Here is a 22,830-nt window from a genome sequence, read left to right as displayed (position 1 = left end):
ATGCCTGCCAGACCGCCGCGCTCCACCCTGTTCATCATCGGCGGCGCCGAGGACAAGGTCGGCCGCGCGACCCTGCTGCGGCGCTTCACCAAGTTGGCCGGTGGGCGCAAGGCGCACATCGTCGTCATCCCCACCGCGTCCTCCTTCCGCTCCGAGGTCGTCGAGGCCTACACCACCGTCTTCACGCGATTCGGGGCCTCCCGCATCTCCGTCGTCGACCCCACGACCCGCGACCAGGTCGACATGGTCGAGGAGATCGCTGCCCTCGACACCGCCACCGGGGTCTTCATGAGCGGCGGCAATCAACTCGTGCTCAGTCAGATGTTCGCGAATACCGCCCTCGGAGAGGCCATTCACCGGGCCCACGCCCGTGGTGCCGTGATCGGTGGCACGTCCGCGGGCGCCTCGATCATGAGTGAGTTCATGATCGCCCTGGGCGCCGACGGTGCCGTCCCCCTGCAACGCAGCAGCGGCGTCAGCCAGGGCCTGGGTCTGCTCAAAGGTGTCGTCATCGACCAGCACTTCGCCGAGCGGGCGCGCTACGGTCGGCTCATGGCCGTCATCGCCCGCTCCCCCGGGCTGCTCGGCATCGGCATCGACGAGGACACGGCCATCGAGGTCTCCGACGGCCTGTTCACGGTGCACGGCCGCAGCACCGCCTTCGTCATCGATTGTGCCCGCGCCGTCAGCGATGCCCCGGACGCTCGGCGTTATGCGCCCTTGCTCGTCTCCGGGGCCGTCGTCCACGCGCTGCCCGCCGGAGCAACCTTCGATCTGGTCGGCCGACGACTGGCCGACTTTGTCGAGCACCACCCCGACGCGGTCATCGTTGCCGAGACTGCAGCCGAAGAGGTCGCGACGGCACGGCCGTGAGGCTCTAGAGTCACACCACCCATCCCCACAGGACAGGACGGCAATGGCACCCACCGAACGGCCCACCCCTTCTGGCCCGATCGCGCCCGACCTGCGGATCGTGGAGTCCCGCGTGTACCGCGGCGGCAACATCTGGTCCTATGAGCCGGCGATCCACCTGGTCGTGGATCTCGGTGTGCTGGAGGACTATCCGTCCGACACGATCGACGGATTCACCGATCGGCTCCTCGAGCTCCTCCCCGCGCTGGAGAATCACGGCTGCTCGCGCGGGGTCAAGGGTGGCTTCATCGAGCGCCTGCGCGAAGGCACCTGGCTGGGTCACGTCGCCGAGCACGTCGCCCTGCAGTTGCAGCAGGAGGCCGGCCATGACCTGCGCCGCGGAAAGACGCGCGGCGTCAAGGGTCAGCCGGGGCGCTACAACGTGATCTACGGCTACCAGGACGAGGGGGTGGGTCTGGCTGCCGGGCAGTTGGCCGTTCGGCTCGTCAACGACCTGGTGGCGCCCGCCGAGGATTTCGACTTCGAGGCCGAGCTGGAGTCCTTCCTGCGGCGTGCCGAGCGGACAGCCTTCGGTCCCTCCACCCTGGCCATTCTCGAGGAGGCAATCAGCCGCGACATCCCCTACATCCGGCTGAACAGTGCATCCTTCGTCCAACTCGGGCAGGGCGTGCATGCCCAGCGCATTCGCGCCACGATGACGTCCAAGACCAGCGCCCTGGCCGTCGACATCGCCGGGGACAAGGACCTGACCGCCAAGTTGTTGGGCTCGGCCGGTCTGCCGGTCCCGAAGCAGGATGTCGTGCGCACCGAGGCCGGCGCGGTCCAGGTCGCCCGCGAGATCGGGCACCCAGTGGTCGTCAAACCGCTCGACGGCAACCACGGCCGCGGCGTCGGGCTGAACCTCATGGACGACGACGCGGTGCGGGCCGCCTTTGCCCTGGCCAAGGCGGAGTCGCGCGGCGGCTATGTCGTCGTCGAGTCCTTCATCACCGGCCGGGACTATCGCTGCCTCATCGTCGGTGGCCGCATGCAGGCCATTGCCGAGCGCGTCCCCGCCCATGTCATCGGCGACGGCGAGCACACCATCGAGGAACTGGTGGCGATCACCAACAGCGACCCTCGCCGCGGTGTCGGCCACGAGAAGGTGCTCACCAAGATCAAGGTCGACGAGGCCGCCATCGAGCGCGTCCGCGACCAGGGCTTCGAGCTCGACTCGGTCCCGGACAAGGGCATCATGGTCAAACTCGCCCTGACCGGCAACATGTCGACCGGTGGAATCTCGATCGACCGGACCTTCGACGCCCACCCGGACAATGTCGAGATCGCCGAGGAGGCCGCCCGCCTGGTCGGCCTCGATGTCGCGGGGATCGACTTCATCGCCCCCGACATCGCCTCACCGGTGCGTGAGACCGGTGGCGCCATCTGTGAGGTGAATGCGGCTCCGGGGTTCCGGATGCACACGCACCCGACGATCGGTGAGCCACAGTTCATCGCCAAGCCCGTGGTGGACCTGCTCTTTCCCCCCGGTGCGCCGAGCCGAGTGCCGATCGTCGCCGTCACCGGCACGAACGGCAAGACGACGACCTCGCGGATGATCGCGCACATCATGAAGGGCGTCGGCCGCAAGGTCGGCATGACGTCGACGGATGGCATCGTCATCGACGAACGTCTTGTCGTGAAAGCCGACGCCTCCGGGCCCAAGTCGGCCCGGATGGTCCTGCAGAACCCCAGGGTCGACTTCGCCGTCATGGAGGTGGCGCGCGGCGGCATCCTGCGCGAGGGGCTGGGCTACGACCGCAACGACGTCGCCGTGGTCACCAACGTGGCGGCCGACCACCTGGGCATGCGTGGCATCGACACGGTCGAGCAGCTCGCCGACGTCAAGGCCGTGATCGTCGAAGCCGTTCCGCGCAACGGGGTTGCCGTGCTCAACGCCGATGACCCGCTCGTCCGACGGATGCGCCGCCGCTGCTCCGGTGACATCGTGTGGTTCTCGATCGCTGCCCCGGGCAGTCGCGTGCGCGAGTTGATCGACGACCACTGCCGGCGTGGCGGGCGCGCGATTGTGCTCGAGCCGACCGACCGAGGCGACATGATCGTCATCCGTCACGGGCGCCGCTCCATGCAGCTGGCATGGACCCACCTGCTGCCGGCAACGCTGGGTGGCACCGCGATGTTCAACGTCGCCAACGCGATGGCAGCCGCCGGAGCAGCCTTCGCGCTCGGCACCGGCCTGCACGAGATCCGACAGGGGCTGCGGACGTTCAGCACCTCCTACTACCTCTCCCCCGGGCGCATGAACCTTGTCGACGTCCACAACGTCGAGGTCATCGTCGACTACTGCCACAACGCCCCCGGTATGCGTGTCCTCGGCGACTTTGTCGAGCGGTATGCCGCGCACAAGGCCCGGTCCGCGGAGCTCGGCAAGATGTCGCGGATCGGCATGATCGCGACGGCCGGCGACCGACGGGACGACGACATGCGCGAGCTCGGCGCCATCGCGGCCGACCACTTCGACGTCCTGGTGGTCCGCGAGGACGCGCGCTTGCGTGGTCGAAAGTCCGGCGAGACCTCGGGCCTGATCGCCGAGGGCGCTCGAGCCCGGATGGCCGAGGGCGGCGCGCGGTGCCGCCAGGTCGAGATCGTCCTCGACGAGACGGCCGCCGTCCGGCATGTCATGGCACGGGCCAATCCGGGCGACCTCGTCGTGCTCTGCGTCGACTCCCATGCCGCGGTCATGTCCGAGCTCGAGGCCATGACCCAACAGGCGCAGCCGGGCACGCACACCACGCGCGACGGTGTCGGCGATCCTGACCTCGACCCGAATGCGTTGTCGGAAAGGGCTCGTCAGGAGGGCGACGACGCAGCCGCAGACTTGGGAGAGCCCAAGCCTGCGGAGGCCTGACCCGGGAGGTCCTCGGCCACCGCCCGCAGAGCGCGAACACCGTCGCGGATGCCAGGACCCCGGCCACCAGGGCCGCGGTCGCGTCGGTGTGCCCGAGCACGGCCGAGTTGCGAAACCGTGGAACGATCGCCAATGTCGCTGAGGCCCTCAATTTCAGTGCCGCGTTCGTTTCGGTGCAGTTGACCCGGCTCGAGCGCGAGGCCGGTGTCCCGATCTTGCACGTCCACGTCGAAGGACCTACCCGCTGTCACGAGGGTGCGGGCCGCCCTCCATGAGTCGGCACGCACGGCCGCCGCCGGACGCACCGACACCAGGCTCCCTCCGTCATCACGGTGAAACCCGGTCTCCCAACTCCGCGGCATATGCGGTGAGCGAGCGGCGATAGCGTTGCACATCAGCATCGGAGGACTCGGCCGCCACAACCTCGAGGAGGCCACGCAAGCCCTCGGTCGCCCGGCCTGCGTCGTGCAGGATCATCGCGCGGAACATCCGGGCACCGATGCTCGTCGGTTCGGCCGCGACGGCGTCCTCGATTCGCGCGGTGGCCTCGTCGAGCCGACCGAGATTACGCAGCGTCGAGGCGAGTTGGATGAGGCAGCGATGCCGCAGCGGTTCACGGAGCCCACCGTCCAGGGCCTCCTCGTAGAGCCCGACGGCCGCGGCCTCCTGCCCGGCGGAGTCGAAGGTGCCCGCATACTCGTAGGCGACCACCGGATCGCCCGGATGCGCAGCACGGAGAGCAGCGCCCGCCGCGATCCGCGCTTGTGGATCGTCGATCTCCCACAAGGCGTCGATGTCGGCCTGGGCAGGATGCTCGCCGCGGTTCCGGACCACCTTGCGGCGGATCGCTGCGGCGTCGTCCGGACGACCACCGTGGGCCGCGATCCACTCGGCGATGGCCGCTCGCTCGGAGTGGCACATCACGGCCACCACGTCGCCGTCGTGGGCGTTGGCAAGGAGCCGGGTCATCCCCTCGAGCTCGGTGGGCGTCGAATCAGCATGGGCGACACCGACACTGAGCAGGCCCTCGCGCAGTGGACGCTCCATCTCCTCGATGGTCCGACCTCGCAGGTAGTGCTCCTTGTGGGCCAGCACGACCTCGTCGGCCCGGCGGCCCGCGATCTCACCGAGGGAACGCAAGATGTCGTCGGTCCGGTCCCCCGCCGTGCCGAGTGCCAAGCGGACCTTGGCGCCGGGCGCGCAGAGTCCATGGCAGACGTCCAGAAGAGCGTCAAGGCCGGCCTCATTGTGGGCAAGGTCGACGATCACCGTGGCCGTGCCGACCGTCACCGGCACGGTGTAGGTGTTCATCCGTCCGGGGTTGAGACGATCGTCGGGCGCGAAGGACCGCAGGCCCTCGACGACGAAGGCACGCGGGATCCCGATGGCGAGTGCGGCGGCCGCACCGGCCAGGGCATTGGCGACGTTGTGGACCGACAGGCCGGACAGCGCCATGGGCAGGTCGACAACCGCGACGAGGCGGTCGTGGACGCGGTGCTCGTCGAGGACGGTGACCCACCCGTCGAGGACCGTGATCGCGCGGCCGCCGGCACCGAGAGCCTCCCGGATCGCCGGCGAGTCGGGGTCAAGAGTGAAGACCCAAGGCTTGGCGCGGGTGCCGCTGCGCATCGCCCAGACACGTGGGTCGTCGCCGTTCAGGACGCTCCAGCCGGTGGGCCGGGTGACCTTGGTGATGATCGCCTTCACCTCGGCCAGTTGGTCGACGGTGTCGATGCCCTGCTGGCCGAGGTGGTCCGCCGAGACGTTGGTGACGACGGAGACATCGTTGTGGGTCACGCCCAAGCCCTTGAGGAGCATTCCTCCGCGCGCCGTCTCGAGGATGCCCAGTTCGACCCCCGGGGTGGCGAGCACCGTGCGCGCCCCGGCCGGGCCGGAGTAGTCCCCGGGCTCGACGAGCACGCCCTGGGCCAGCACGCCATCTGTCGAACTCCACGCCACCGTCCGGCCCGCGGTCATCCCGATGTGGGCGAGCAGGCGTGTGGTCGTCGTCTTGCCGTTGGTGCCGGTGACGGCTACCACCGGCACCTTCGGGGTGATCAGTCGGGCGGGGTCCCCACCGGTCGCCGCGACGATCGGCGCCGCGGCGGCGACCGCCGCCTCGTCGATGTCCGCACCACCGGTGATCTGGTCCAGCAGGGGCGCCAAGGCTTCACCGAAGGCGACGGCCCGGTGACGGTGGCGCCACACGAAGGCCACGACGACCTCGTCGACACCCGACCCGGCTCGCACCCGCAGGCCGACACGGGTCACCCCGACAGCGCGCACGAGCCTGCGGGTCATCGACTCGATCAGGCGCAGAACCATTCGCTGGCGCCCGGCGGAACCTGCGGGCGCAAGTGCACGCCCGCCACCGCCCCGAGCACCGGCCCGGTCCCACAACGCCGCGAAGTCCGCGTCCGGCATACCGACCAGACCCGGGACGGCGAGCACGACCTTGACGGCCGGTCGCGTGAAATAGAGGTTGGGTCCTTCGAGGACCCGCACCTCACGGGCGAAGACAGCGGCGTTGGTCACGGACGCGAGCCTAATGGGGGCGGGCTCAGACGCCCATCGCGTGGAAGCCACCGTCGACGTGCACGATCTCACCGCTGGTCGCCGGGAACCAGTCAGAGAGCAGAGCCACGCACGCCTTCGCCGCACCGACCGGGTCGTTGATGTCCCAGCCCAGCGGCGCGCGGCTCTCCCACTCCTCCTCGAAGCGTTCGAAGCCGGGGATCGACTTGGCCGCGGTCGTGCGGATCGGCCCGGCGGACACGAGGTTGCAGCGGATGCCCTGAGGGCCGAGGTCACGGGCCAGGTAGCGGTTGGTGGCTTCGAAGGCCGCCTTGGCCACACCCATCCAGTCGTAGACCGGCCATGCGTAGCGTGCGTCAAAGGTGAGGCCGACGATGCTGCCGCCAGGGCCCATGAGCGGCAGGCTCGCCTTGGCGAGAGCCTGCAGCGAGAAGGCGCTGATTTGCACTGCAGTCGAGACGTCCTCCCAGCCGGCCTCCATGAAGTTGAAGGCGCCTTGCGGTGCGAAGCCGATCGAGTGCACCACCCCGTCGAGGTGCGGCACGTGCTCACGGACACGCTCGGCGAGAGCGTCGAGGTCCTCGGAGTTGGAGACGTCGAGTTCGACGACCGGCGGGGTCTGCGGGAGCCGCTTGGCGATCGTCGACGTGATCTTCATCGTGCGGCCGAAGGAGGTCAGCACGACCTCGGCACCCTGCTCCTGGGCCAGGCGCGCGACGTGGAAGGCGATGGAGGAGTCCATGAGGACTCCGGTGACGAGCAGCTTCTTGCCCTCGAGGAGCATGGCGGTCCTTTCGGTTCGTCGGTGGTGAGAGGTATGCCGTGGGGCCGGGTCAGTGCCCCATCCCGAGTCCGCCGTCGACGGGGATGACGGCGCCCGAGATATATCCGGCCTCAGGGCTGGCGAGGAAGGTCGTGGCGGCCGCGACCTCGTCGGGGGTGGCGAACCGGCCGGCCGGAATGGCGGCCAGATAGGCCTTCTTGGTGTCCTCGGGCAGTTCGGCCGTCATGTCGGTGTCGATGAATCCGGGGGCGACGACATTGGCGGTGATGCCGCGGCCGCCGAGCTCACGGGTGATCGATCGGGCCAGACCGACCAGACCGGACTTGCTCGCCGCGTAGTTGGTCTGGCCGGGCGAGCCGTAGAGGCCGACAACACTGGAGATGAAGATCATCCGGCCGCGGCGCAGGCGGATCATCCCCTTGGAGGCGCGGCGGGCGCAGCGAAAAGCGCCGGCGAGATTGGTGTCGACCACGGAGGCGAACTCGTCGTCGCTCATTCGGAGCAGGAGCGTGTCCTTGGTGATGCCCGCATTGGCGACGAGGATCTCGATCGGCCCGCCGAGCGCCTCCTCGGCGGCGGCGAACGCGGCATCGACCGAGGCCGAGTCGGTCACTTCGCAGATGACGCCCACCAGGCCCTCGGGTGGCTCACCGGATCGGTGCGTGATGGCGACCTTGTCCCCCTGAGCGGCGAAAGCCCGGGCAATGGCCAGGCCGATGCCTCGATTTCCACCGGTGACCAGGACGTTGCGTGGCTCGCTCATGACTTCCCTTCGTGGCCGCAAGCGCTGCTGTCCCGACGAACCTAGTGGCTACCGGTTGGTAATCGCGCAGCGTCCCAGCGGTGGCGACCGCGATGACGGCGGTGGCGACCGGCTTGCGGCGGGAGTCGGTGGTGACCGCGTGCGGGGGCCGGCAACCCAGGCCAGCCCACCGGCATACAGTGGAGTCGTGGGTGAGGACCGGCATGCGAATGACACCACCAACCGGGTGGTGTCGGTCACGACCGCTACCTCCCCCGGGGACGCCGAGCAGAGCGCCCGGATCAAGCGTTACCTGATCACGATGGCGATTCGCACCGCCTGCTTCGTCCTCATGGTCGTTGTGGACGGCTGGCTGCGCTGGGTCTTCCTCGCCGGCGCGGCCTTCCTGCCTTATGTTGCGGTCGTCCTGGCCAACGCCCGAGCTCCACGGACCCCGGGCACCGTGACGCCGGTGGTGCCGCGCGCGGACGACGTTCGTTACCTGCAGCCCTGAGCGAATCCGTCAACCGCCGATCGCTGACATCGGTCGGTCGGGTTGCACGAAGTCGGGCGAGTCGATGCCGTGCCCGGCGGCCTTGGCGGCCATCTCGTCGATGATCAGCCGGCCCAGCTCGCCATCGGTGGCGCCTTCGCGGAGCGGCCCTCTCAGATCCACCTCCCGGCGAGCGAAGAGGCAGTTGCGCAGTTGCCCGTCGGCGGTGAGCCGCACTCGATCACAGGCCGCGCAGAAGGGCGCGGTGACGCTCGCGATGATCCCCACAGTGGCCGGTCCACCGTCCACCAGGAAGCGCTCGGCCGGTGCACTGCCACGCTCGGGCACCGGGGTCAGGGTGAAGCGCTCGCCCAGCCGCGCGAGCAGCTCGTCCTGGGTGACCATCTGGCCGCGGTCCCAGTCGTGTTGCGCGTCGAGCGGCATCTGCTCGATGAAGCGCAGCTCGTAGCCGCGGTCAAGACACCACTGGAGAAGGTCGGGAGCGTCCACGTCGTTGAGTCCACGCATCGCGACTGCATTGACCTTGACCGGGGTGAGCCCGGCGTCCGCGGCGGCCGCCAGACCCGCGATGACGTCCTCGAGGCGGTCGCGCCGGGTGAGCCTGGCGAAGTGCTGTGGGTCCGTGGTGTCGAGGCTGACGTTGACCCGGTCGAGTCCGGCGGCGGCCAGGCGCGCCGCGAGCCGGTCGAGGCCGACACCATTGCTCGTCATGGCGATCCTAGGCCGCGGGTCGAGGGCCGCGATGCCGGCCACGACGTCGACCAGGCTGCGGCGCAGCAACGGCTCGCCTCCCGTGAGGCGCACCGTGTCCACGCCCAATCCGACGAGGATCGCGATGAGCCTGAGCAGCTCCTCATCGGTGAGCATCTCCGGTTTGGGCAGCCACGGCAGGCCCTCGGCTGGCATGCAGTAGGTGCACCGCAGATTGCAGCGGTCCGTGACAGACACCCGCAGGTCGCGTCCGACCCGACCGAAACGGTCGAGCAGGCGCGGGGTCGGGAGCGAGGTCGTGGGTGGCATCAGGGGACCAATCTACGACGGGTACCGTGACGGGGTGCTCCGGCGGTTCCTCACTCGCAAGTGGCTGGGGGCCTTCGTCCTGGCCATCCTTGCGGCGATCGCCTGCTATCACCTCGGTCAATGGCAGTACGGCCGACACCTCTACAAGGCCGAGCGCAACGCCCGTCTCGATGCGAACTACCGGGCCGAGCCCGTGCCGCTGGCCTCGGTGATGACGTCTTCTCCACTCCCGCTCACCCGACAGTGGACACGGGTGACCGCCCGTGGGGAGTACACGACGACGCACCCGATCTACGTGCGCAACCGGCCCAACCTGGGCAGCACGGGCTTCGAGTTGGTCTCCCCCTTCCGCCTCGACACCGGCCAGGTCGTTCTGGTCGACCGCGGGTGGGTCGAGGCGTCCAGCAGCGGCGCGGACGTGCTGCCCGCCGCACCGGCGCCCCCCACGGAGACGGTCACGCTCGTCGGGTGGGCTCTGCCAGGGGAAGCAAGCAAGGGTCGGAAACTGCCCGCCGGCCAGTTGGCCTCGATCAATCTCCCTGAAGCGGCCCGGGCCACCGGTGAGGACCTGCTCGGCGGCTATGTGCGCCTCCAGGAGGAGCGCAGCGCCTCGGGAGACGTGGCACCCGCCCCGACGCCCCTCGACCCCCCCGATCGATCGCTCGGCCCACACCAGGCCTACGCCTACCAGTGGTGGCTGACGATGCCGCTGGGCTTGGTGCTCATCTGGTTCGGGATTCGCCGGGAACTGCGGATGGAAGCCGAGGACGTGGCCGGTGACGGGGCGGCGAAGAGCCCGCCCAGGCCCAAGAAGGTCCGCGTCTGGGACGAGGAGGACGGCTGAGTCCGCGGCCGCATGTGCCAGACTCCACGGCATGGCTTGGGCCGACCGTGGTGCGGGTCGGGTGACCCGACCGGATCGGCGCTGGGTCCTGGCCGCCGGTGCCGGGTTGGCGGTCGCGACCATCACCGCCGGCGCGACCCACGTCTGGGGCCCGGGGGTGCCACGGCTCCACACCGCGCCCGATTGGTATGCCGCGCACCTGACCAACCGAGGCGCTCGAGCCGAACTCGACCTGCTCAACCAGGAGTGGCTGGTCTCGGGCAGCGTGCCCGGGCGCGGCACCGACATCGAGGACATGGTGCGGTCGGCCCTGCTCGACCTGCGCCGATTGACCGCGCCCAGCGGCGCCCTGGCTGCCGGCGCGGGAATGAAGTGGAACTACTCATGGCCGCGCGACGCCGCCTTCGGCGCACTCGCGCTGGCCTGCGCTGGTCATCTCGAGGAGGCGGCCGCGGCGCTGCGCTTCTTCGCGCCCCTCCAACTGCCGGGCGGAGGTCTCGAGTCGCGTTATCTGCTCGACGGGTCGGGTGTCCCCGATGCGCGGCCGGCGCAGTCCGACGGCCCCGGCTGGGTGCTCTGGGCGCTGGGGTCCCTGACAGCGATCGGCCTGGGCCGCCTGCTGGAGGCACAACCGTCGCTCGCCGTGGATCTCCGCCGCCTCGCGACGGGCTGCCTCGACCACCTGCTCACCTCGACGTCCGCCGGCACCACCTTGCCGGTCGTCACCGCTGATTTCTGGGAGGTGGAGCAGTCACGAGCTTCGCTCGGACTCGTCGCGCCGATGCTCGCCGGCTTGCGGGGCGCCGCCACCTTCTTCACCACGCTGGACGATCCCGGACGAGCGGCGAGGGCCGCGTCGGCAGCGGCAACGTTCGAGCCGGTCATCCTCAGCCACTTCGGGCCGACCTTCCAGCGGCACGGCGACCGGGGCGGTCGAGACGCCGGCACCGCCATGCTCATGCCACCCTTCACCGACGAGCAGCCCGCCGTGCTCGAGGCCTGGTTGGGCTATCAGCAAGGGGCGGCTCGAGCCAGCGGTGGACTGGCACCCGGGACCGATTGGTGGCAACACGGGGAGTCGTGGACCCCGCAAACGGCACTGGTTGCCTTCAACGCTGCGTCGTCCGGTCGCGCGCCGCTGGCCAAACAGTGGCTGACCTGGCTCGACAGCATCCGCACGCCGTGGGGGTCACTGCCCGAGAAGGTGCTCAACGACGGCGCCCCGGCCGGACCAGCGCCGCTGGCGTGGACCGCTGCGCTTGTCGTGCTCGCTGCCTACGAGCTGGATCGCGACCGTCAGATCCGGACCGACTCGGTCGCGAACTGGGTGCGATAGAGGTCGGCATAGAGGCCACTGCGCTCGAGCAATTCGAGGTGCGTGCCGCGTTCGACGATTTTCCCGTCGGCCAGGACGAGGATCTGGTCGGCACCCCGCACGGTCGACAGGCGGTGCGCAATCACGATCGCCGTCCGGTCGCGCAAGGCCTCGTCGAGCGCTCGCTGGAGAGCGACCTCCGACTCGCTGTCCAGATGCGCGGTCGCCTCGTCGAGCACCAGCAGGCCGGGGCTCTTCAGCAGCAGCCGGGCGATGGCCAGCCGCTGCTTCTCGCCGCCGGAGAGGCGGTGCCCGCGGTCACCCACCACGGTGTCGAGCCCGGAGGGCAGCAACTCCACCAGCCGGCGGACCTGCGCGGCCTCGAGGGCGGCCCACATCTGCGCGTCGGTGGCCTCCGGCGCGGCATACGCAAGGTTGGCGCGGATGGTGTCGTGGAAGAGGTGCGCCTCCTGGGTGACGACCCCGACCGTGTCGCTGATCGAGGCCAGTGTGGCGTCCCGCAGGTCCACGCCGTTGATCCGGACCGAGCCGGCATCGGGGTCATAAAGCCGCGCGACGAGCCCGGTCAGGGTCGTCTTGCCGGCACCACTCGGGCCGACAAGGGCCACGAGCTGCCCCGGCTCGACGGTGAGGTCGATGCCACGCAGCACCGCACCTCCACCGAGCCGGTCTCCGAGGGCGACTCCTTCCAGGGAGGCGAGGGAGACCCTGTCCGCTGACGGATAACTGAAGGACACATCGCGCAGTTCCACCCCGACCGGGCCACTGGGAAGGTGACGGGCGTCGGGAGCCTCGGCGACGAGCGGCTGGAGGTCGAGGACCTCGAAGACCCGCTGGAAGCTGACGAGCGCGGTCATGATGTCGACGCGCACATTGGAGATCGCGGTGAGGGGGCCGTAGAGGCGGGCGAGCAGCGCAGTGAGCGCAAAGAGGGTGCCGACCGTGAGCACTCCCTCGATCGCCTGGATGCCGCCGAAGCCATAGACCATGGCGGTTGCCAGCGACGCGACGGTCGTGAGGGCCACGAAGAAGACCGCTCGGTTGATCGCGATCCGGACGCCGATGTCGCGCACACCGGCGGCGCGCGCGGCATACTCCTCGTCCTCGGTGGCGGGCCGCCCGAACAACTTGACCAACAACGCACCGGCGACGTTGAACCGCTCGGTCATCCGGGACGAGAGATCAGCGTTGAGCCCCATCTGCTGGTGGCTGAGGTCGGCCAGTCGGCGCCCCATCAGTTTGGCGGGGACGAGGAAGAGGGGCACGAGGAGCACCGCGCCCAGGGTGAGTTGCCAGGACAGGCTGGCCATGGCGACGAGGATGAGGACCAGCGAGATCGCATTGCTCACGGTGTTGGACAGGACCGACGTGAAGGCCTGCTGCGCGCCGATGACGTCCTGCCCCAGCCGGGAGACCAGGGCCCCCGTCTGCGCGCGGGTGAAGAAGGCGATCGGCTGGCGCAGGACGTGGCCGAAGACCTGGGTGCGCAGGTCGTAGATCAGGCCCTCACCGATCCGGGAGGACAGCCAGCGCTCGGCGAGGGCGACGATGGCCGTGAGGAGAGCCAGCCCTGCGACGAGCACAGCAAGCCGCACGACGACCTGTCGGTCGCCGGGGACGACCCCGTCGTCGACGAGCGACTTGAGGATCAACGGGGTGGCGACGACGAGGACGGCGTCGATGACGACGAGGACGAGGAACGCGGCGATCCGGCCTCGGTAGGGCCGCGCATAGGACATGACCCGCTTGGTCGTGCCCTCGGCGAGAGTCTGCTCCTTGACGCTGGAGTCGCGCGACATGCTCCGCATCACCTGCCAGCCCTGCTGCATGCTCATCGGCGGCCTCCTGTGATCCTCGTCATCGCCCCGAAGTCAACCACTGACCCCTGACAGCCATTCCCCCAGCCACCGGGCGGCAGTCGCGATCGCGGCCCGACATCAACGTGGAAGGTCGCGACTTCGTGTCGTCAGCAGGTCAGAGCGATGACATCAGCTCGTCACGTCGCGGACTGACGTGCGTCGTCGCCAACCCGTGGACTCCCCGTTCCGGTATGCCGCGGGGCCGGGCACGATGTGCCGCAAACTCCCGGGTGGGCCGGGCAACCGACGAAGGGCGCAAGAGTGGCAATCCAACAGCACAAGGTGATCCTCGACGAGTCGGAGATGCCGACCCGCTGGTACAACCTCCTCGCCGACCTGCCCACTCCACCTCCGCCGCCGCTGCACCCGGGCACCGGGCAACCGGTCGGACCTGACGACCTGACACCGATCTTCCCGATGGACCTCATCGCGCAGGAGGTCACGACGGAGCGCTATGTCGACATCCCCGAGGAGGTGCAGGAGGTCTATCGCCTCTGGAGGCCGTCCCCGCTGTACCGCGCGCACCGTCTGGAGAAGGCGCTGGGGACACCCGCTCGGATCTACTACAAGTACGAAGGTGTCTCGCCGGCCGGCTCCCACAAGCCGAACACCGCTGTGCCGCAGGCCTACTACAACGCGAAGGCGGGCATCAAGAAGCTGACGAGCGAGACGGGTGCCGGACAGTGGGGCACGTCATTGGCCTTTGCCTGCGCGCAGTTCGGGCTCGAGTGCGAGATCTGGCAGGTTCGCGCCTCCTATGACGGCAAGCCCTATCGCAAGATCATGATCGAGACCTTCGGCGCGACGATCCACCCCTCACCCTCGGACCTCACGGACGCGGGGCGTGCGGTGCTGGCGACGAACCCGGACTCCCCCGGCTCTCTCGGCTTGGCCATCTCGGAAGCGGTCGAGGTCGCCGCGCAGGACCCGGACGCGAACTATGCGCTCGGGTCGGTCCTCAACCACGTGCTGCTGCACCAGACGATCATCGGCGAGGAGGCACTGCTGCAGCTCGCGAAGATCGGCGAGACCGCGGACCTCATCGTCGGCTGCACCGGTGGCGGCTCGAACTTCGGCGGGCTGACCTTCCCGTTCATCCGCGAGAAGTTGGCCGCGGGCGGGGCCGGGCCGATCATCCGGGCGGTCGAGCCGGCGTCGTGCCCGTCACTGACCCAGGGGGTCTACGCCTACGACTTCGGCGATGTCGCAGGCCTGACGCCGCTGCTCAAGATGCACACCTTGGGCCACGACTTCATGCCGGACCCGATCCACGCGGGCGGACTGCGCTATCACGGGATGAGCCCCATCATCAGCCACCTCTACGAGGAGGGGATGATCGAGGCCGTGGCCAAGACGCAGAAGGACTGCTTCGCCGCTGGCGTGCTGTTCGCCCAGACGGAGGGCATCCTGCCCGCTCCGGAGTCGACCCACGCCATCGCGGCGGCCGTCGATGCCGCGAACGCAGCCACGGCTGCCGGCGACCAGACCTGCATCGTCATCGCCCTGTCGGGGCACGGCCATGTCGACATGATGGCCTACGACGCCTACCTTCGCGGCGGCCTCGTCGACCACACCTGGGCAGACACCGAGCTGCAGGAATCGGTGGCCAAGGCACTGACCCGCCTCCCCGAGATCGCCAACTCCTGAGTGAACGACACCTTCTGCGTCACGCAGAAGTTGACCCGGCGACCGGCAATAACTGCGCGAGAACCCAACTTCTGCGTGACGCAGAAGTTGGGTTCAGGCGAGGGTGATCAGATCGCGGTAGTCGGCGTTGTAGAGGTCCTCGACGCAGTCGGGCAGGAGCAGGATTCGCTCGGGCTCGAGGGCGTCGACGGCACCCTCGTCGTGCGTGACGAGCACGACGGCGCCCTTGTAGGTCGAGAGGGCTCCGAGGATCTCGGCGCGTGAGGCCGGGTCGAGGTTGTTGGTCGGCTCGTCGAGCAGCAGGACATTGGCCGAGGAGACGACCAGCATCGCCAGTGAGAGCCGCGTCTTCTCGCCACCGGACAGGACTCCGGCTGGCTTGTCGACCGCGTCACCGGAGAAGAGGAACGACCCCAGCACCTTGCGGACGTCCGTCTCCCCGAAACTGTCCGGTGCCGCCGACTTCATGTTCTCCAGCACCGACCGCGTGGTGTCGAGGTTCTCGTGCTCCTGGGCGTAATAGCCGACCTTGAGCCCATGCCCGGGCTCGACCTGCCCGGTGTCGGGGGTGTCGACGCCCGCGAGCATCCGCAACAGGGTCGTCTTGCCGGCACCGTTGAGGCCGAGAACCACGACCCGTGATCCGCGGTCGATCGCGAGGTCGACGTCGGTGAAGATCTCCTGCGAGCCATAGGACCGCGACAGACCGGATGCCCGCAGCGGCGTCTTGCCACACGCAGCCGGCTCGGGGAAGCGCAGCTTGGCCACCTTGTCGTGGGCCCGCTCGGACTCCAGACCACCCAGCATCCGCTCAGCCCGACGCGCCATGTTCTGGGCCGCGACCGTCTTGGTCGCCTTGGCGCGCATCTTGTCGGCCTGGGCCAGCAGGACAGCGGCCTTCTTCTCGACGTTGGCGCGCTCGCGCTTTCGGCGGCGCTCGTCGGTCTCGCGTTGGCCCAGGTAGGCCTTCCAGCCCAGGTTGTAGATGTCGAGCTCGGCGCGGTTGGCATCAAGGTGGAAGACCTTGTTGACGACCGCATCGAGCAGGTCGACGTCGTGCGAGATGACGATGAGACCGCCCTTGTAGCCCTTGAGGTGGTCGCGCAGCCAGGCGATCGAGTCGGCGTCGAGGTGATTGGTCGGCTCGTCGAGGAGCAGAGTCTGGGCGCCCGAGAAGAGGATGCGCGCCAGTTCGATGCGGCGCCGCTGACCACCGGAGAGGGTCCCGAGCGCTTGGTCGAGTTGCCGCTCGGTCAGACCCAGAGCCCCGGCGATCTGCGCGGCCTCGGACTCCGCGGCATACCCGCCGGCAGCGGTGAACTCGGCGTCGAGCCGGGCGTAGCGCCTCATGGCGCGCTCCTGCTTCTCGCCTGTCTCGGCGGCCATCGACGTTTCGGCCGCACGCAGGTCCCGCACGATCTGATCCAGCCCCCGAGCCGACAGGATCCGATCCCGCGCCGTCACGTCGAGGTCGCCCGTGCGCGGATCCTGGGGCAGGTAGCCCACGTCACCGGATCGCGTGATCGTCCCGGCGGCCGGCAAGGTCTGGCCCGCCAGCGCCTTGGTCAAGGTCGTCTTGCCGGCACCGTTGCGCCCGACCAGCCCGATCCGATCCCCCGGGGCGACGCGGAAGGTCGCTGCGTCGAGCAGGAGGTGGGAGCCGGCCCGCAGTTCGACGGCGGCAGCGGAGATCATGGTCGAGCCCTCGGTGCGGTGGACGTTGAGAAAGTCCTGTGGCGACGACACGGCGACCGAGCGACTCGCGGGAAGCCATCGACGTCAAAGGACGGTTTAGTGTAGGTGCCGCCGCACGTGCGGCTCGAAACGCCCTTTTCAGGAAGGCCGCACTCATGAGCTTCAACGACGACGTCCGGCTCGACACCTCACAGGTCGAGTCCGGCGGTCGCAGCAGCGGTGGCGGGCCCGGCGGCCTCGTGGTCGGCGGCGGCATCGGCGGCATCATCATGCTCATCCTCGCCCTCATCTTCGGGATCAACCCGGCCGACCTGCCCGGGGGCGGCGGGAGCACGACATCAGGCGACGACACCAGCCAGGTGGAGCCCGGTGGTTCGCAGGCCGACAACTTCTCCGAGTGCAAAACCGGCGCGGACGCCAACCAGAACGCCGAGTGTCGGATCATCGGTACCGTCAACTCGGTGCAGGCCTACTGGACCGCCGAGCTCCCGCGATACGGCAAGCAGTGGCAGCCGACCAAGTCGGTCATCTACAGCGGCGCCACCCAGAGCCAGTGCGGGACAGCGAGCAACCAGGTCGGCCCGTTCTACTGCCCGCTCGACCAGAAGGTCTACCTCGACGCCTCCTTCTTCGACCTGCTGACCCAGAAGTTCGGCGCCGACGACGGAGCCCTCGCCCAGGAGTACGTCGTCGCCCACGAGTACGGCCACGCCCTCCAGGACCAACTCGGCCTGCTCGGCCGCGCTCAGCAGGGCGGAACCGGACCCAACAGCAACGGTGTGCGCATCGAGCTCATGGCCGACTGCCTCGGCGGCGTGTGGGCCAAGCACGCCTCCACGACCAACGGCGCCGACGGCAAGCCCTTCCTGAAGCCGCTGACCGACCAGGACATCCAGTCGGCGCTGTCCGCAGCAGCCGCCGTCGGCGACGACCAGATCCAGTCCAAGACCCAGGGCCAGGTCAACCCTGAGGCGTGGACCCACGGATCGGCCGAGGCGCGCCAGCGCTGGTTCCTCCAGGGCTACAAGACCGGTGACCTCAACCAGTGCGACACCTTCTCGGTGGCAACCGTCGAGTGAGGCCTACTCCTCGATCGTGACGCGAACCCTCCGGCTGCGCCGGAGGGTTTCGTCCAGCACGGACCGCTTCGGGTCCCCGATGTCGTATGCCGCGCGGCTGGGCAACGTGGTCAGGTGCACCAGCCGTGGGTCGGCCAGGACCTCGGCGGCCAGTGCCTTGTCGCCGCCCACGAGCAGTGCCATCGGTGCCGGCTGCCCGTCGAGGATCCGCACGAAATGGTCCTGCACCGCCCCGACGAGCGCATCGGCCTGGTTGCCCCGACGCCGGGCGAAGCGTTGCTGCGACCAGCCACCGGCGGCCGTGCGGGACTGGACGTGGCGCGAGCCGACCTTGTGCGCCAGGAGGCCGTCCTCGGCGGCCAGCGCGACGGCATACCCACCTCGACGGAGGAGGAGCACCGCGAGCGGTGAGTGGTCGAAGCGCTCCAGGTTCACCACGCGTTGGGGCTCACCCCCGGGGTTGTTGGCCTCGAAACGCTCCAGCCAACCGTCGAGGCGCTCGGGCGCGACCTCGACGATCCGCTGCGCCACAGCCGATCTCAGATGTTGAAGCCGAGCGCGCGCAACTGCTCGCGGCCGTCGTCGGTGATCTTGTCCGGGCCCCACGGCGGCATCCAGACCCAGTTGATCCGGAAGGACTCGACGAGCCCCTCGAGAGACTGGGCGGTCTGGTCCTCGATGACGTCGGTGAGCGGGCAGGCCGCCGAGGTGAGGGTCATGTCGATGACCGCGTGATTCTGCGGATCGACGGTGATGCCGTAGACGAGGCCGAGATCGACGACGTTGATGCCGAGCTCGGGGTCGACCACGTCGCGCATGGCCTCCTCGACGTCGGCGACGTTCGTCGGCTTGGTGTCGATGTCGCTCATCGGGTCCCTCCATCGGGGTCGGTGTCGATCTGGTGGCCGCTGCGCGCCAGCGCATCGGAGAGTGCCATCCAGGAGAGCAGGGCGCACTTGACGCGCGCGGGGTACTTCGCGACGCCGGCCAGGGCGACGCCGTCGCCGATGACCTCCTCGTCGCCGGGATCCTCACCCTTGGAGGTGAGCATGGATTTCATGGCGGCGAAGGTCTCGCGCACCTCGCCGAGGTCGTGGCCGGTGACCTCCTCGGCCAGGATGGAGGCCGAGGCGACACTGATCGAGCACCCCTGGCTGTCGTAGGACACGTCGTCGATGACGTCGCCGTCAACGTGGACGCGCAGAGTGATCTCGTCACCACATGTGGGGTTGACGTGGTGCACCTCGGCCTGGAACGGCTCGCGCAGACCGGCATTCACCGGGCGCTTGCTGTGGTCGAGGATCAGCTGCTGGTAGAGGTCCATCACGCCACCTCGAGTCCGAAGACCTGCGGCACGGTGTCCAGGGCAGCCACGAGCGCGTCGACCTCGCTCGCGGTGTTGTATGCCGCGAAGCTCGCTCGCGTCGTCGCCGCCGCCTTCATCGTCCGGTGCAGCGGCCACGCGCAGTGATGTCCCACGCGCACTGCAACACCGGCAGCGTCCAGAACCTGCCCGACGTCGTGGGCATGAACGCCGTCGACGACGAAGGACACCGCTCCCCCACGGTCGGTGAGGTCGGTCGGGCCGACGACCCGGACCCACGGACGCGTCGCCAGGGCGGTCAGCAGCCGCTCGGCAAGGGCGTGCTCGTGGGCCGCGACCCGATCCATTCCCAGGTCGGTGAGGTAGTCGCAGGCTGCGGCGAGCCCGATGGCCTGGGCCGCATTGGGCACCCCGGCCTCGAACTTCTGCGGAACCGGGGCGTAGGTCGCGCCCTCCATCGTGACGGTCTCGATCATCGAGCCGCCGGTGAGGAAGACGGGCATCGCATCGAGCAACTCGGCCCGACCCCACAGGACACCGATGCCCATCGGGCCGAGCATCTTGTGCCCGGAGAAGGCGGCGAAGTCGACACCGAGGGCGTGGACGTCGACACCCATGTGCGGCACTGACTGGCAGGCGTCGAGGACGGTGAGCGCCCCGACCTCTCTGGCCCGGCTCACGAGCTGGTCCACCGGGTTGATCGTGCCCAGCACGTTGGACTGGTGAGCGAAGGCGAGCACCTTGGTGCGCTCGTTCACGATGTCGTGGAGGTGGGACAGGTCGAGGCGACCGTCCTCGGTCACGTCGAGCCACCTCAGCGTTGCCCCGGTGCGGCGGCAGAGTTCCTGCCACGGGATGAGGTTGGCGTGGTGCTCCATCTCGGTGACGACGACCTCGTCGCCCGGACCGAGAACGAACCGGTCGACAGAAAGCTCACTATTGGTGAGTTCTTGTCGCGGCTGGTCGACAGAAAGCTCACTATTGGTGGGTTTCTGGGAGGCGTTGGAGAAGGCATAGGCGACCAAGTTGATCGCCTCGGTGGCGTTCTTGGTGAAGACGACCTCGTCGGACCGTGCGCCGATGAAGGCAGCAATCGTCGCCCGCGCGGCCTCGTAGGCCTCGGTGCCCTCCTCGGAGAGCGCGTGGGCGCCACGGTGAGGTGCGGCGTTGAGACGTTCGTACCAGTCCCGCTCGGCGTCGAGCACCTGGCGCGGCTTCTGCGAGGTCGCGCCCGAGTCGAGGTAGACCAACGGCCGGTCGTCACGCACGGTGCGCGCCAGGATCGGGAAGTCGGCCCGGATCGCGGCGACCTCCTCCTCGCTGAAGGGAGCGGACGGCATACGGAACCTCAGGCGTTCGTCAGGAAGCGGTCGTAGCCCTCGGCCTCGAGACGGTCCGCGAGCTCGGGGCCACCTTCCTCGGCGATCCGGCCGTCGACGAAGACGTGGACGAAGTCGGGGGTGATGTACCGCAGGATCCGCGTGTAGTGGGTGATCAGGAGGATGCCCACGTCGGTGCTCGCCTTGGCCCGGTTGACACCCTCGGAGACGATCCGAAGCGCATCGACGTCGAGGCCGGAGTCGGTCTCGTCGAGAACCGCGAACTTCGGCTTGAGGAGCTCCATCTGGAGGATCTCGTGGCGCTTCTTCTCGCCACCGGAGAAGCCCTCGTTGACATTGCGGTTGGCGAACTCCGGGTCCATCCGCAGACCGGCCATGGCGTCCTTGACGTCCTTCACCCAGGTGCGCAGCTTGGGGGCCTCGCCCTCGATCGCCGTCTTGGCGGTTCGCAGAAAGTTGGACACCGAGACACCGGGGACCTCGACGGGGTACTGCATGCCCAGGAAGATCCCGGCCCGCGCGCGCTCGTCGACGCTCATCGCGAGGACGTCCTCGCCATCGAGGGTGACGGTGCCCGAGGTGACGGTGTACTTCGGGTGGCCGGCAATCGCATAGGCGAGGGTTGACTTGCCGGAACCGTTGGGGCCCATGATCGCGTGCACCTCACCGGAGTTGATCGTGAGGTTGACCCCGCGCAGGATCTCCTTGGTGCCCTGGTCGGTCTCGACCGTGACGTGGAGATCGGTGATGGTCAGGGTGGACATGGCTCAGTTCTCCTTCAGGGCGACGTAGACGTCGTCACCCTCGATCGTGACGTGGTGGACGGCGACCGGGACGGTCGCTGGGGGCCCCGAGGGGTCACCGGTGAGCAGGTCGAAGCGGGACCCGTGGAGCCAGCACTCGAGGGTGCAGCCGTCGAGTTCGCCCTCGGCGAGCGAGACGTTGGCGTGGGTGCAGGTGTCGTCGATGCAGTGCACGACGCCGTCGTCGGTGCGCACGAGCGCGACGAGGCGACCGTTGACGTCGGCGGCCGCCGACCCCACCTCGGGGAGTTCGTCGAGCCGGCAGACCAACACCCTCTCCCCGTATGCCGCGGGGTTGGGTTGGGCGCTCATACGGAGGCCTGCTCGAGCTCGAGGTCGATGGCGGCCATGAGGCGCTCCTGGACCTCGGGGACCCCGATCCGGGCCACGACCGAGGCGAAGAAGCCACGAACGACGAGACGACGTGCTTGGTCCTCGGGGATCCCACGTGCCATCAGGTAGAAGAGTTGCTGGTCGTCGAATCGCCCTGTCGCAGACGCGTGTCCGGCACCCTCGATCTGGCCGGTCTCGATCTCGAGGTTGGGCACCGAGTCGGCGCGAGCACCTTCGGTGAGGATGAGGTTGCGGTTGAGCTCGTAGGTGTCGGTGCCCTCGGCGGCAGCCCGGATGAGGACGTCCCCGACCCACACCGTGTGCGCGGTCTCCCCCTGGAGGGCGCCCTTGTACTCGACATTGCTGCGGCAGTGCGGCACACCATGGTCGACGAAGAGCCGGTGCTCGAGATGCTGGCCTGCGTCGGCGAAGTAGACGCCGAGCGCCTCGAAGGAGCCGCCCGGGGCTCGATAGCTCGCGTTGGTGTTGAGCCGGACGAGGTGGCCGCCGAGGGTCACCGCGATGTGGCGCACCGACGCATCGCGACCGACGATGACATCGTGCTGGCCCAGGTGGATCGCATCGTCCGCCCACTCCTGCAGGCTCACGAAGGTCACCTGGGCGCCGTCAGCGACATCGAGGGTGAGCATCTCGGAGTAGGTCGACGTTCCGCTGTGGCCGACCACGATCGTGGCGCGAGCGTGTCGACCGACGCGCACGAGGAGGTGCCCATGGACAACACCCTGGTCGTCGCCGGTCAGGTTGATGCGCACCGGCTCGGTGAGCTCGGCCTCGGCGGGGACGTCGAGGACGGCGACTCCCCCACTGTTGGCCGCGGCCACGACGGCAGCTCGGTCAGCGGGCCTGGGTGCCCCGGTGGCCTGCCACTCCTGGACCGACATGCTCGTCAGCGTGACGCCCTGCGGCAGTTGCTCGGCCCAGTCGAGGCAGTTGCCGGTGGACTCGTCAGCGAACAGCGCGGCCAACTCGGCGACCGGCGTGAAACGCCAGTCCTCCTCGCGCCCGTGCGGCACGGGGAAGTCAGCCACGGCATACGACTGGGTCCGCTCGGCGCGCGACTGGTCGGGGACCATCGTCGCGGCCGAGTGGGTGTGGGCTCCGGCAGTGGGATCCGTGGGGCCCTTCAGGCCGGGGTGAACGTCGGTCCCGACGTCGGACGTGGTGAGCAGCGGCATG

The 22,830-nt window shown here is 69.0% G+C and carries 20 protein-coding genes; 7 read left to right on the top strand and 13 right to left on the bottom strand.

Features of this window, described 5'->3' with window-relative positions; translation table 11 throughout:
• Together BN10_RS12130 and cphA are read left to right on the top strand one after the other, a co-directional pair.
• Complete coding sequence (locus BN10_RS12130; RefSeq protein ID WP_010851545.1) at positions 1 to 873, top strand: cyanophycinase; 873 nt, start codon at positions 1 to 3, stop codon at positions 871 to 873.
• Positions 874 to 916: 43 nt separating this feature from the next.
• Entirely contained in the window at positions 917 to 3,778 is a 2,862-nt protein-coding gene (gene cphA, locus BN10_RS12125; protein WP_010851544.1) for a cyanophycin synthetase, read from the top strand.
• Positions 3,779 to 4,105: 327 nt separating this feature from the next.
• Here cphA and BN10_RS12115 read toward each other — a convergent pair whose 3' ends face one another.
• Genes BN10_RS12115 through fabG form a run of 3 tightly spaced genes read right to left on the bottom strand, consistent with a single transcriptional unit; the run spans position 4,106 to position 7,860 of the window.
• Positions 4,106 to 6,313 (bottom strand): tetratricopeptide repeat protein, encoded by a 2,208-nt coding sequence (locus tag BN10_RS12115; RefSeq protein WP_010851542.1) that lies wholly within the window; start codon positions 6,311 to 6,313, stop codon positions 4,106 to 4,108.
• A 25-nt stretch (positions 6,314 to 6,338) separates the two neighbouring features.
• Positions 6,339 to 7,097, bottom strand: coding sequence for an enoyl-ACP reductase FabI (gene fabI, locus BN10_RS12110; protein ID WP_010851541.1), 759 nt, complete (start codon positions 7,095 to 7,097; stop codon positions 6,339 to 6,341).
• Positions 7,098 to 7,146: 49 nt separating this feature from the next.
• Entirely contained in the window at positions 7,147 to 7,860 is a 714-nt protein-coding gene (fabG, locus tag BN10_RS12105) for a 3-oxoacyl-ACP reductase FabG (RefSeq protein WP_010851540.1), read from the bottom strand.
• A gap of 187 nt (positions 7,861 to 8,047) precedes the next feature.
• On the opposite strand from fabG, the gene BN10_RS17840 reads away from it, so the two are divergent.
• Positions 8,048 to 8,353 (top strand): DUF3099 domain-containing protein, encoded by a 306-nt coding sequence (locus tag BN10_RS17840; protein WP_010851538.1) that lies wholly within the window; start codon positions 8,048 to 8,050, stop codon positions 8,351 to 8,353.
• Positions 8,354 to 8,362: 9 nt separating this feature from the next.
• On the opposite strand, the gene moaA is transcribed toward BN10_RS17840, so the two are convergent.
• Entirely contained in the window at positions 8,363 to 9,373 is a 1,011-nt protein-coding gene (gene moaA / locus BN10_RS12095; RefSeq protein ID WP_010851537.1) for a GTP 3',8-cyclase MoaA, read from the bottom strand.
• Between the two features lie 34 nt (positions 9,374 to 9,407).
• Here moaA and BN10_RS12090 point away from each other — a divergent pair, with 34 nt between their 5' ends.
• Positions 9,408 to 10,217, top strand: a complete 810-nt coding sequence (locus BN10_RS12090; protein ID WP_040751676.1) for an SURF1 family cytochrome oxidase biogenesis protein — start codon at positions 9,408 to 9,410, stop codon at positions 10,215 to 10,217.
• Between the two features lie 31 nt (positions 10,218 to 10,248).
• Positions 10,249 to 11,553, top strand: a complete 1,305-nt coding sequence (locus tag BN10_RS12085) for a hypothetical protein (RefSeq protein ID WP_010851535.1) — start codon at positions 10,249 to 10,251, stop codon at positions 11,551 to 11,553.
• On the opposite strand, the gene BN10_RS12080 is transcribed toward BN10_RS12085, so the two are convergent.
• Positions 11,514 to 13,388 (bottom strand): ABC transporter ATP-binding protein, encoded by a 1,875-nt coding sequence (locus BN10_RS12080; RefSeq protein WP_010851534.1) that lies wholly within the window; start codon positions 13,386 to 13,388, stop codon positions 11,514 to 11,516. The genes BN10_RS12085 and BN10_RS12080 overlap by 40 nt on opposite strands.
• A 285-nt stretch (positions 13,389 to 13,673) precedes the next feature.
• Between BN10_RS12080 and BN10_RS12075 the strand changes: the two genes are divergently transcribed.
• Positions 13,674 to 15,059: a TrpB-like pyridoxal phosphate-dependent enzyme gene (locus BN10_RS12075; protein ID WP_010851533.1), complete on the top strand. Its 1,386-nt coding sequence runs from the start codon at positions 13,674 to 13,676 to the stop codon at positions 15,057 to 15,059.
• Between the two features lie 93 nt (positions 15,060 to 15,152).
• Here BN10_RS12075 and BN10_RS12070 read toward each other — a convergent pair whose 3' ends face one another.
• Positions 15,153 to 16,754, bottom strand: a complete 1,602-nt coding sequence (locus tag BN10_RS12070; protein ID WP_040753357.1) for an ABC-F family ATP-binding cassette domain-containing protein — start codon at positions 16,752 to 16,754, stop codon at positions 15,153 to 15,155.
• A 155-nt stretch (positions 16,755 to 16,909) separates the two neighbouring features.
• Here BN10_RS12070 and ypfJ point away from each other — a divergent pair, with 155 nt between their 5' ends.
• Entirely contained in the window at positions 16,910 to 17,833 is a 924-nt protein-coding gene (gene ypfJ, locus BN10_RS12065; protein ID WP_010851531.1) for a KPN_02809 family neutral zinc metallopeptidase, read from the top strand.
• Positions 17,834 to 17,836: 3 nt separating this feature from the next.
• On the opposite strand, the gene BN10_RS12060 is transcribed toward ypfJ, so the two are convergent.
• Genes BN10_RS12060 through sufD form a run of 7 tightly spaced genes read right to left on the bottom strand, consistent with a single transcriptional unit; the run spans position 17,837 to position 22,829 of the window.
• Complete coding sequence (locus tag BN10_RS12060; RefSeq protein ID WP_010851530.1) at positions 17,837 to 18,364, bottom strand: acVLRF1 family peptidyl-tRNA hydrolase; 528 nt, start codon at positions 18,362 to 18,364, stop codon at positions 17,837 to 17,839.
• Positions 18,365 to 18,372: 8 nt separating this feature from the next.
• Positions 18,373 to 18,702 (bottom strand): metal-sulfur cluster assembly factor, encoded by a 330-nt coding sequence (locus BN10_RS12055; protein WP_010851529.1) that lies wholly within the window; start codon positions 18,700 to 18,702, stop codon positions 18,373 to 18,375.
• Positions 18,699 to 19,157: a Fe-S cluster assembly sulfur transfer protein SufU gene (gene sufU / locus BN10_RS12050; RefSeq protein WP_010851528.1), complete on the bottom strand. Its 459-nt coding sequence runs from the start codon at positions 19,155 to 19,157 to the stop codon at positions 18,699 to 18,701. Before sufU ends, BN10_RS12055 begins: the two co-directional genes overlap by 4 nt.
• A complete protein-coding gene (locus BN10_RS12045) occupies positions 19,157 to 20,497 on the bottom strand; it encodes a SufS family cysteine desulfurase (protein ID WP_010851527.1) in 1,341 nt (446 codons plus the stop codon). Before BN10_RS12045 ends, sufU begins: the two co-directional genes overlap by 1 nt.
• Before the next feature lie 8 nt (positions 20,498 to 20,505).
• Positions 20,506 to 21,261, bottom strand: a complete 756-nt coding sequence (gene sufC / locus BN10_RS12040; protein ID WP_010851526.1) for a Fe-S cluster assembly ATPase SufC — start codon at positions 21,259 to 21,261, stop codon at positions 20,506 to 20,508.
• A gap of 3 nt (positions 21,262 to 21,264) precedes the next feature.
• Positions 21,265 to 21,612, bottom strand: a complete 348-nt coding sequence (locus tag BN10_RS12035) for a non-heme iron oxygenase ferredoxin subunit (protein WP_010851525.1) — start codon at positions 21,610 to 21,612, stop codon at positions 21,265 to 21,267.
• Positions 21,609 to 22,829: a Fe-S cluster assembly protein SufD gene (gene sufD, locus BN10_RS12030; protein ID WP_010851524.1), complete on the bottom strand. Its 1,221-nt coding sequence runs from the start codon at positions 22,827 to 22,829 to the stop codon at positions 21,609 to 21,611. Before sufD ends, BN10_RS12035 begins: the two co-directional genes overlap by 4 nt.
• Between the last annotated feature and the right edge of the window lies 1 nt (position 22,830).

It is taken from the genome of Phycicoccus elongatus Lp2 (assembly GCF_000367525.1).
GTDB lineage: Bacteria > Actinomycetota > Actinomycetes > Actinomycetales > Dermatophilaceae > Phycicoccus_A > Phycicoccus_A elongatus.
This window is presented reverse-complemented; position numbering and strand designations above follow the sequence as displayed.

Bases quoted from the DNA above. Each gene is read 5' to 3' on its own strand.
- sufD (WP_010851524.1), bottom strand. From the start codon at position 22,829: ATGCCGCTGCTCACCACGTCCGACGTCGGGACCGACGTTCACCCCGGC.
- ypfJ (WP_010851531.1), top strand. From the start codon at position 16,910: ATGAGCTTCAACGACGACGTCCGGCTCGACACCTCACAGGTCGAGTCC.
- sufC (WP_010851526.1), bottom strand. From the start codon at position 21,261: ATGTCCACCCTGACCATCACCGATCTCCACGTCACGGTCGAGACCGAC.
- BN10_RS12035 (WP_010851525.1), bottom strand. From the start codon at position 21,612: ATGAGCGCCCAACCCAACCCCGCGGCATACGGGGAGAGGGTGTTGGTC.
- BN10_RS12045 (WP_010851527.1), bottom strand. From the start codon at position 20,497: ATGCCGTCCGCTCCCTTCAGCGAGGAGGAGGTCGCCGCGATCCGGGCC.
- fabI (WP_010851541.1), bottom strand. From the start codon at position 7,097: ATGCTCCTCGAGGGCAAGAAGCTGCTCGTCACCGGAGTCCTCATGGAC.
- BN10_RS12080 (WP_010851534.1), bottom strand. From the start codon at position 13,388: ATGAGCATGCAGCAGGGCTGGCAGGTGATGCGGAGCATGTCGCGCGAC.
- BN10_RS12070 (WP_040753357.1), bottom strand. From the start codon at position 16,754: ATGATCTCCGCTGCCGCCGTCGAACTGCGGGCCGGCTCCCACCTCCTG.
- fabG (WP_010851540.1), bottom strand. From the start codon at position 7,860: ATGAGCGAGCCACGCAACGTCCTGGTCACCGGTGGAAATCGAGGCATC.
- sufU (WP_010851528.1), bottom strand. From the start codon at position 19,157: ATGGACCTCTACCAGCAGCTGATCCTCGACCACAGCAAGCGCCCGGTG.
- BN10_RS12085 (WP_010851535.1), top strand. From the start codon at position 10,249: ATGGCTTGGGCCGACCGTGGTGCGGGTCGGGTGACCCGACCGGATCGG.
- cphA (WP_010851544.1), top strand. From the start codon at position 917: ATGGCACCCACCGAACGGCCCACCCCTTCTGGCCCGATCGCGCCCGAC.
- BN10_RS12130 (WP_010851545.1), top strand. From the start codon at position 1: ATGCCTGCCAGACCGCCGCGCTCCACCCTGTTCATCATCGGCGGCGCC.
- BN10_RS12055 (WP_010851529.1), bottom strand. From the start codon at position 18,702: ATGAGCGACATCGACACCAAGCCGACGAACGTCGCCGACGTCGAGGAG.
- moaA (WP_010851537.1), bottom strand. From the start codon at position 9,373: ATGCCACCCACGACCTCGCTCCCGACCCCGCGCCTGCTCGACCGTTTC.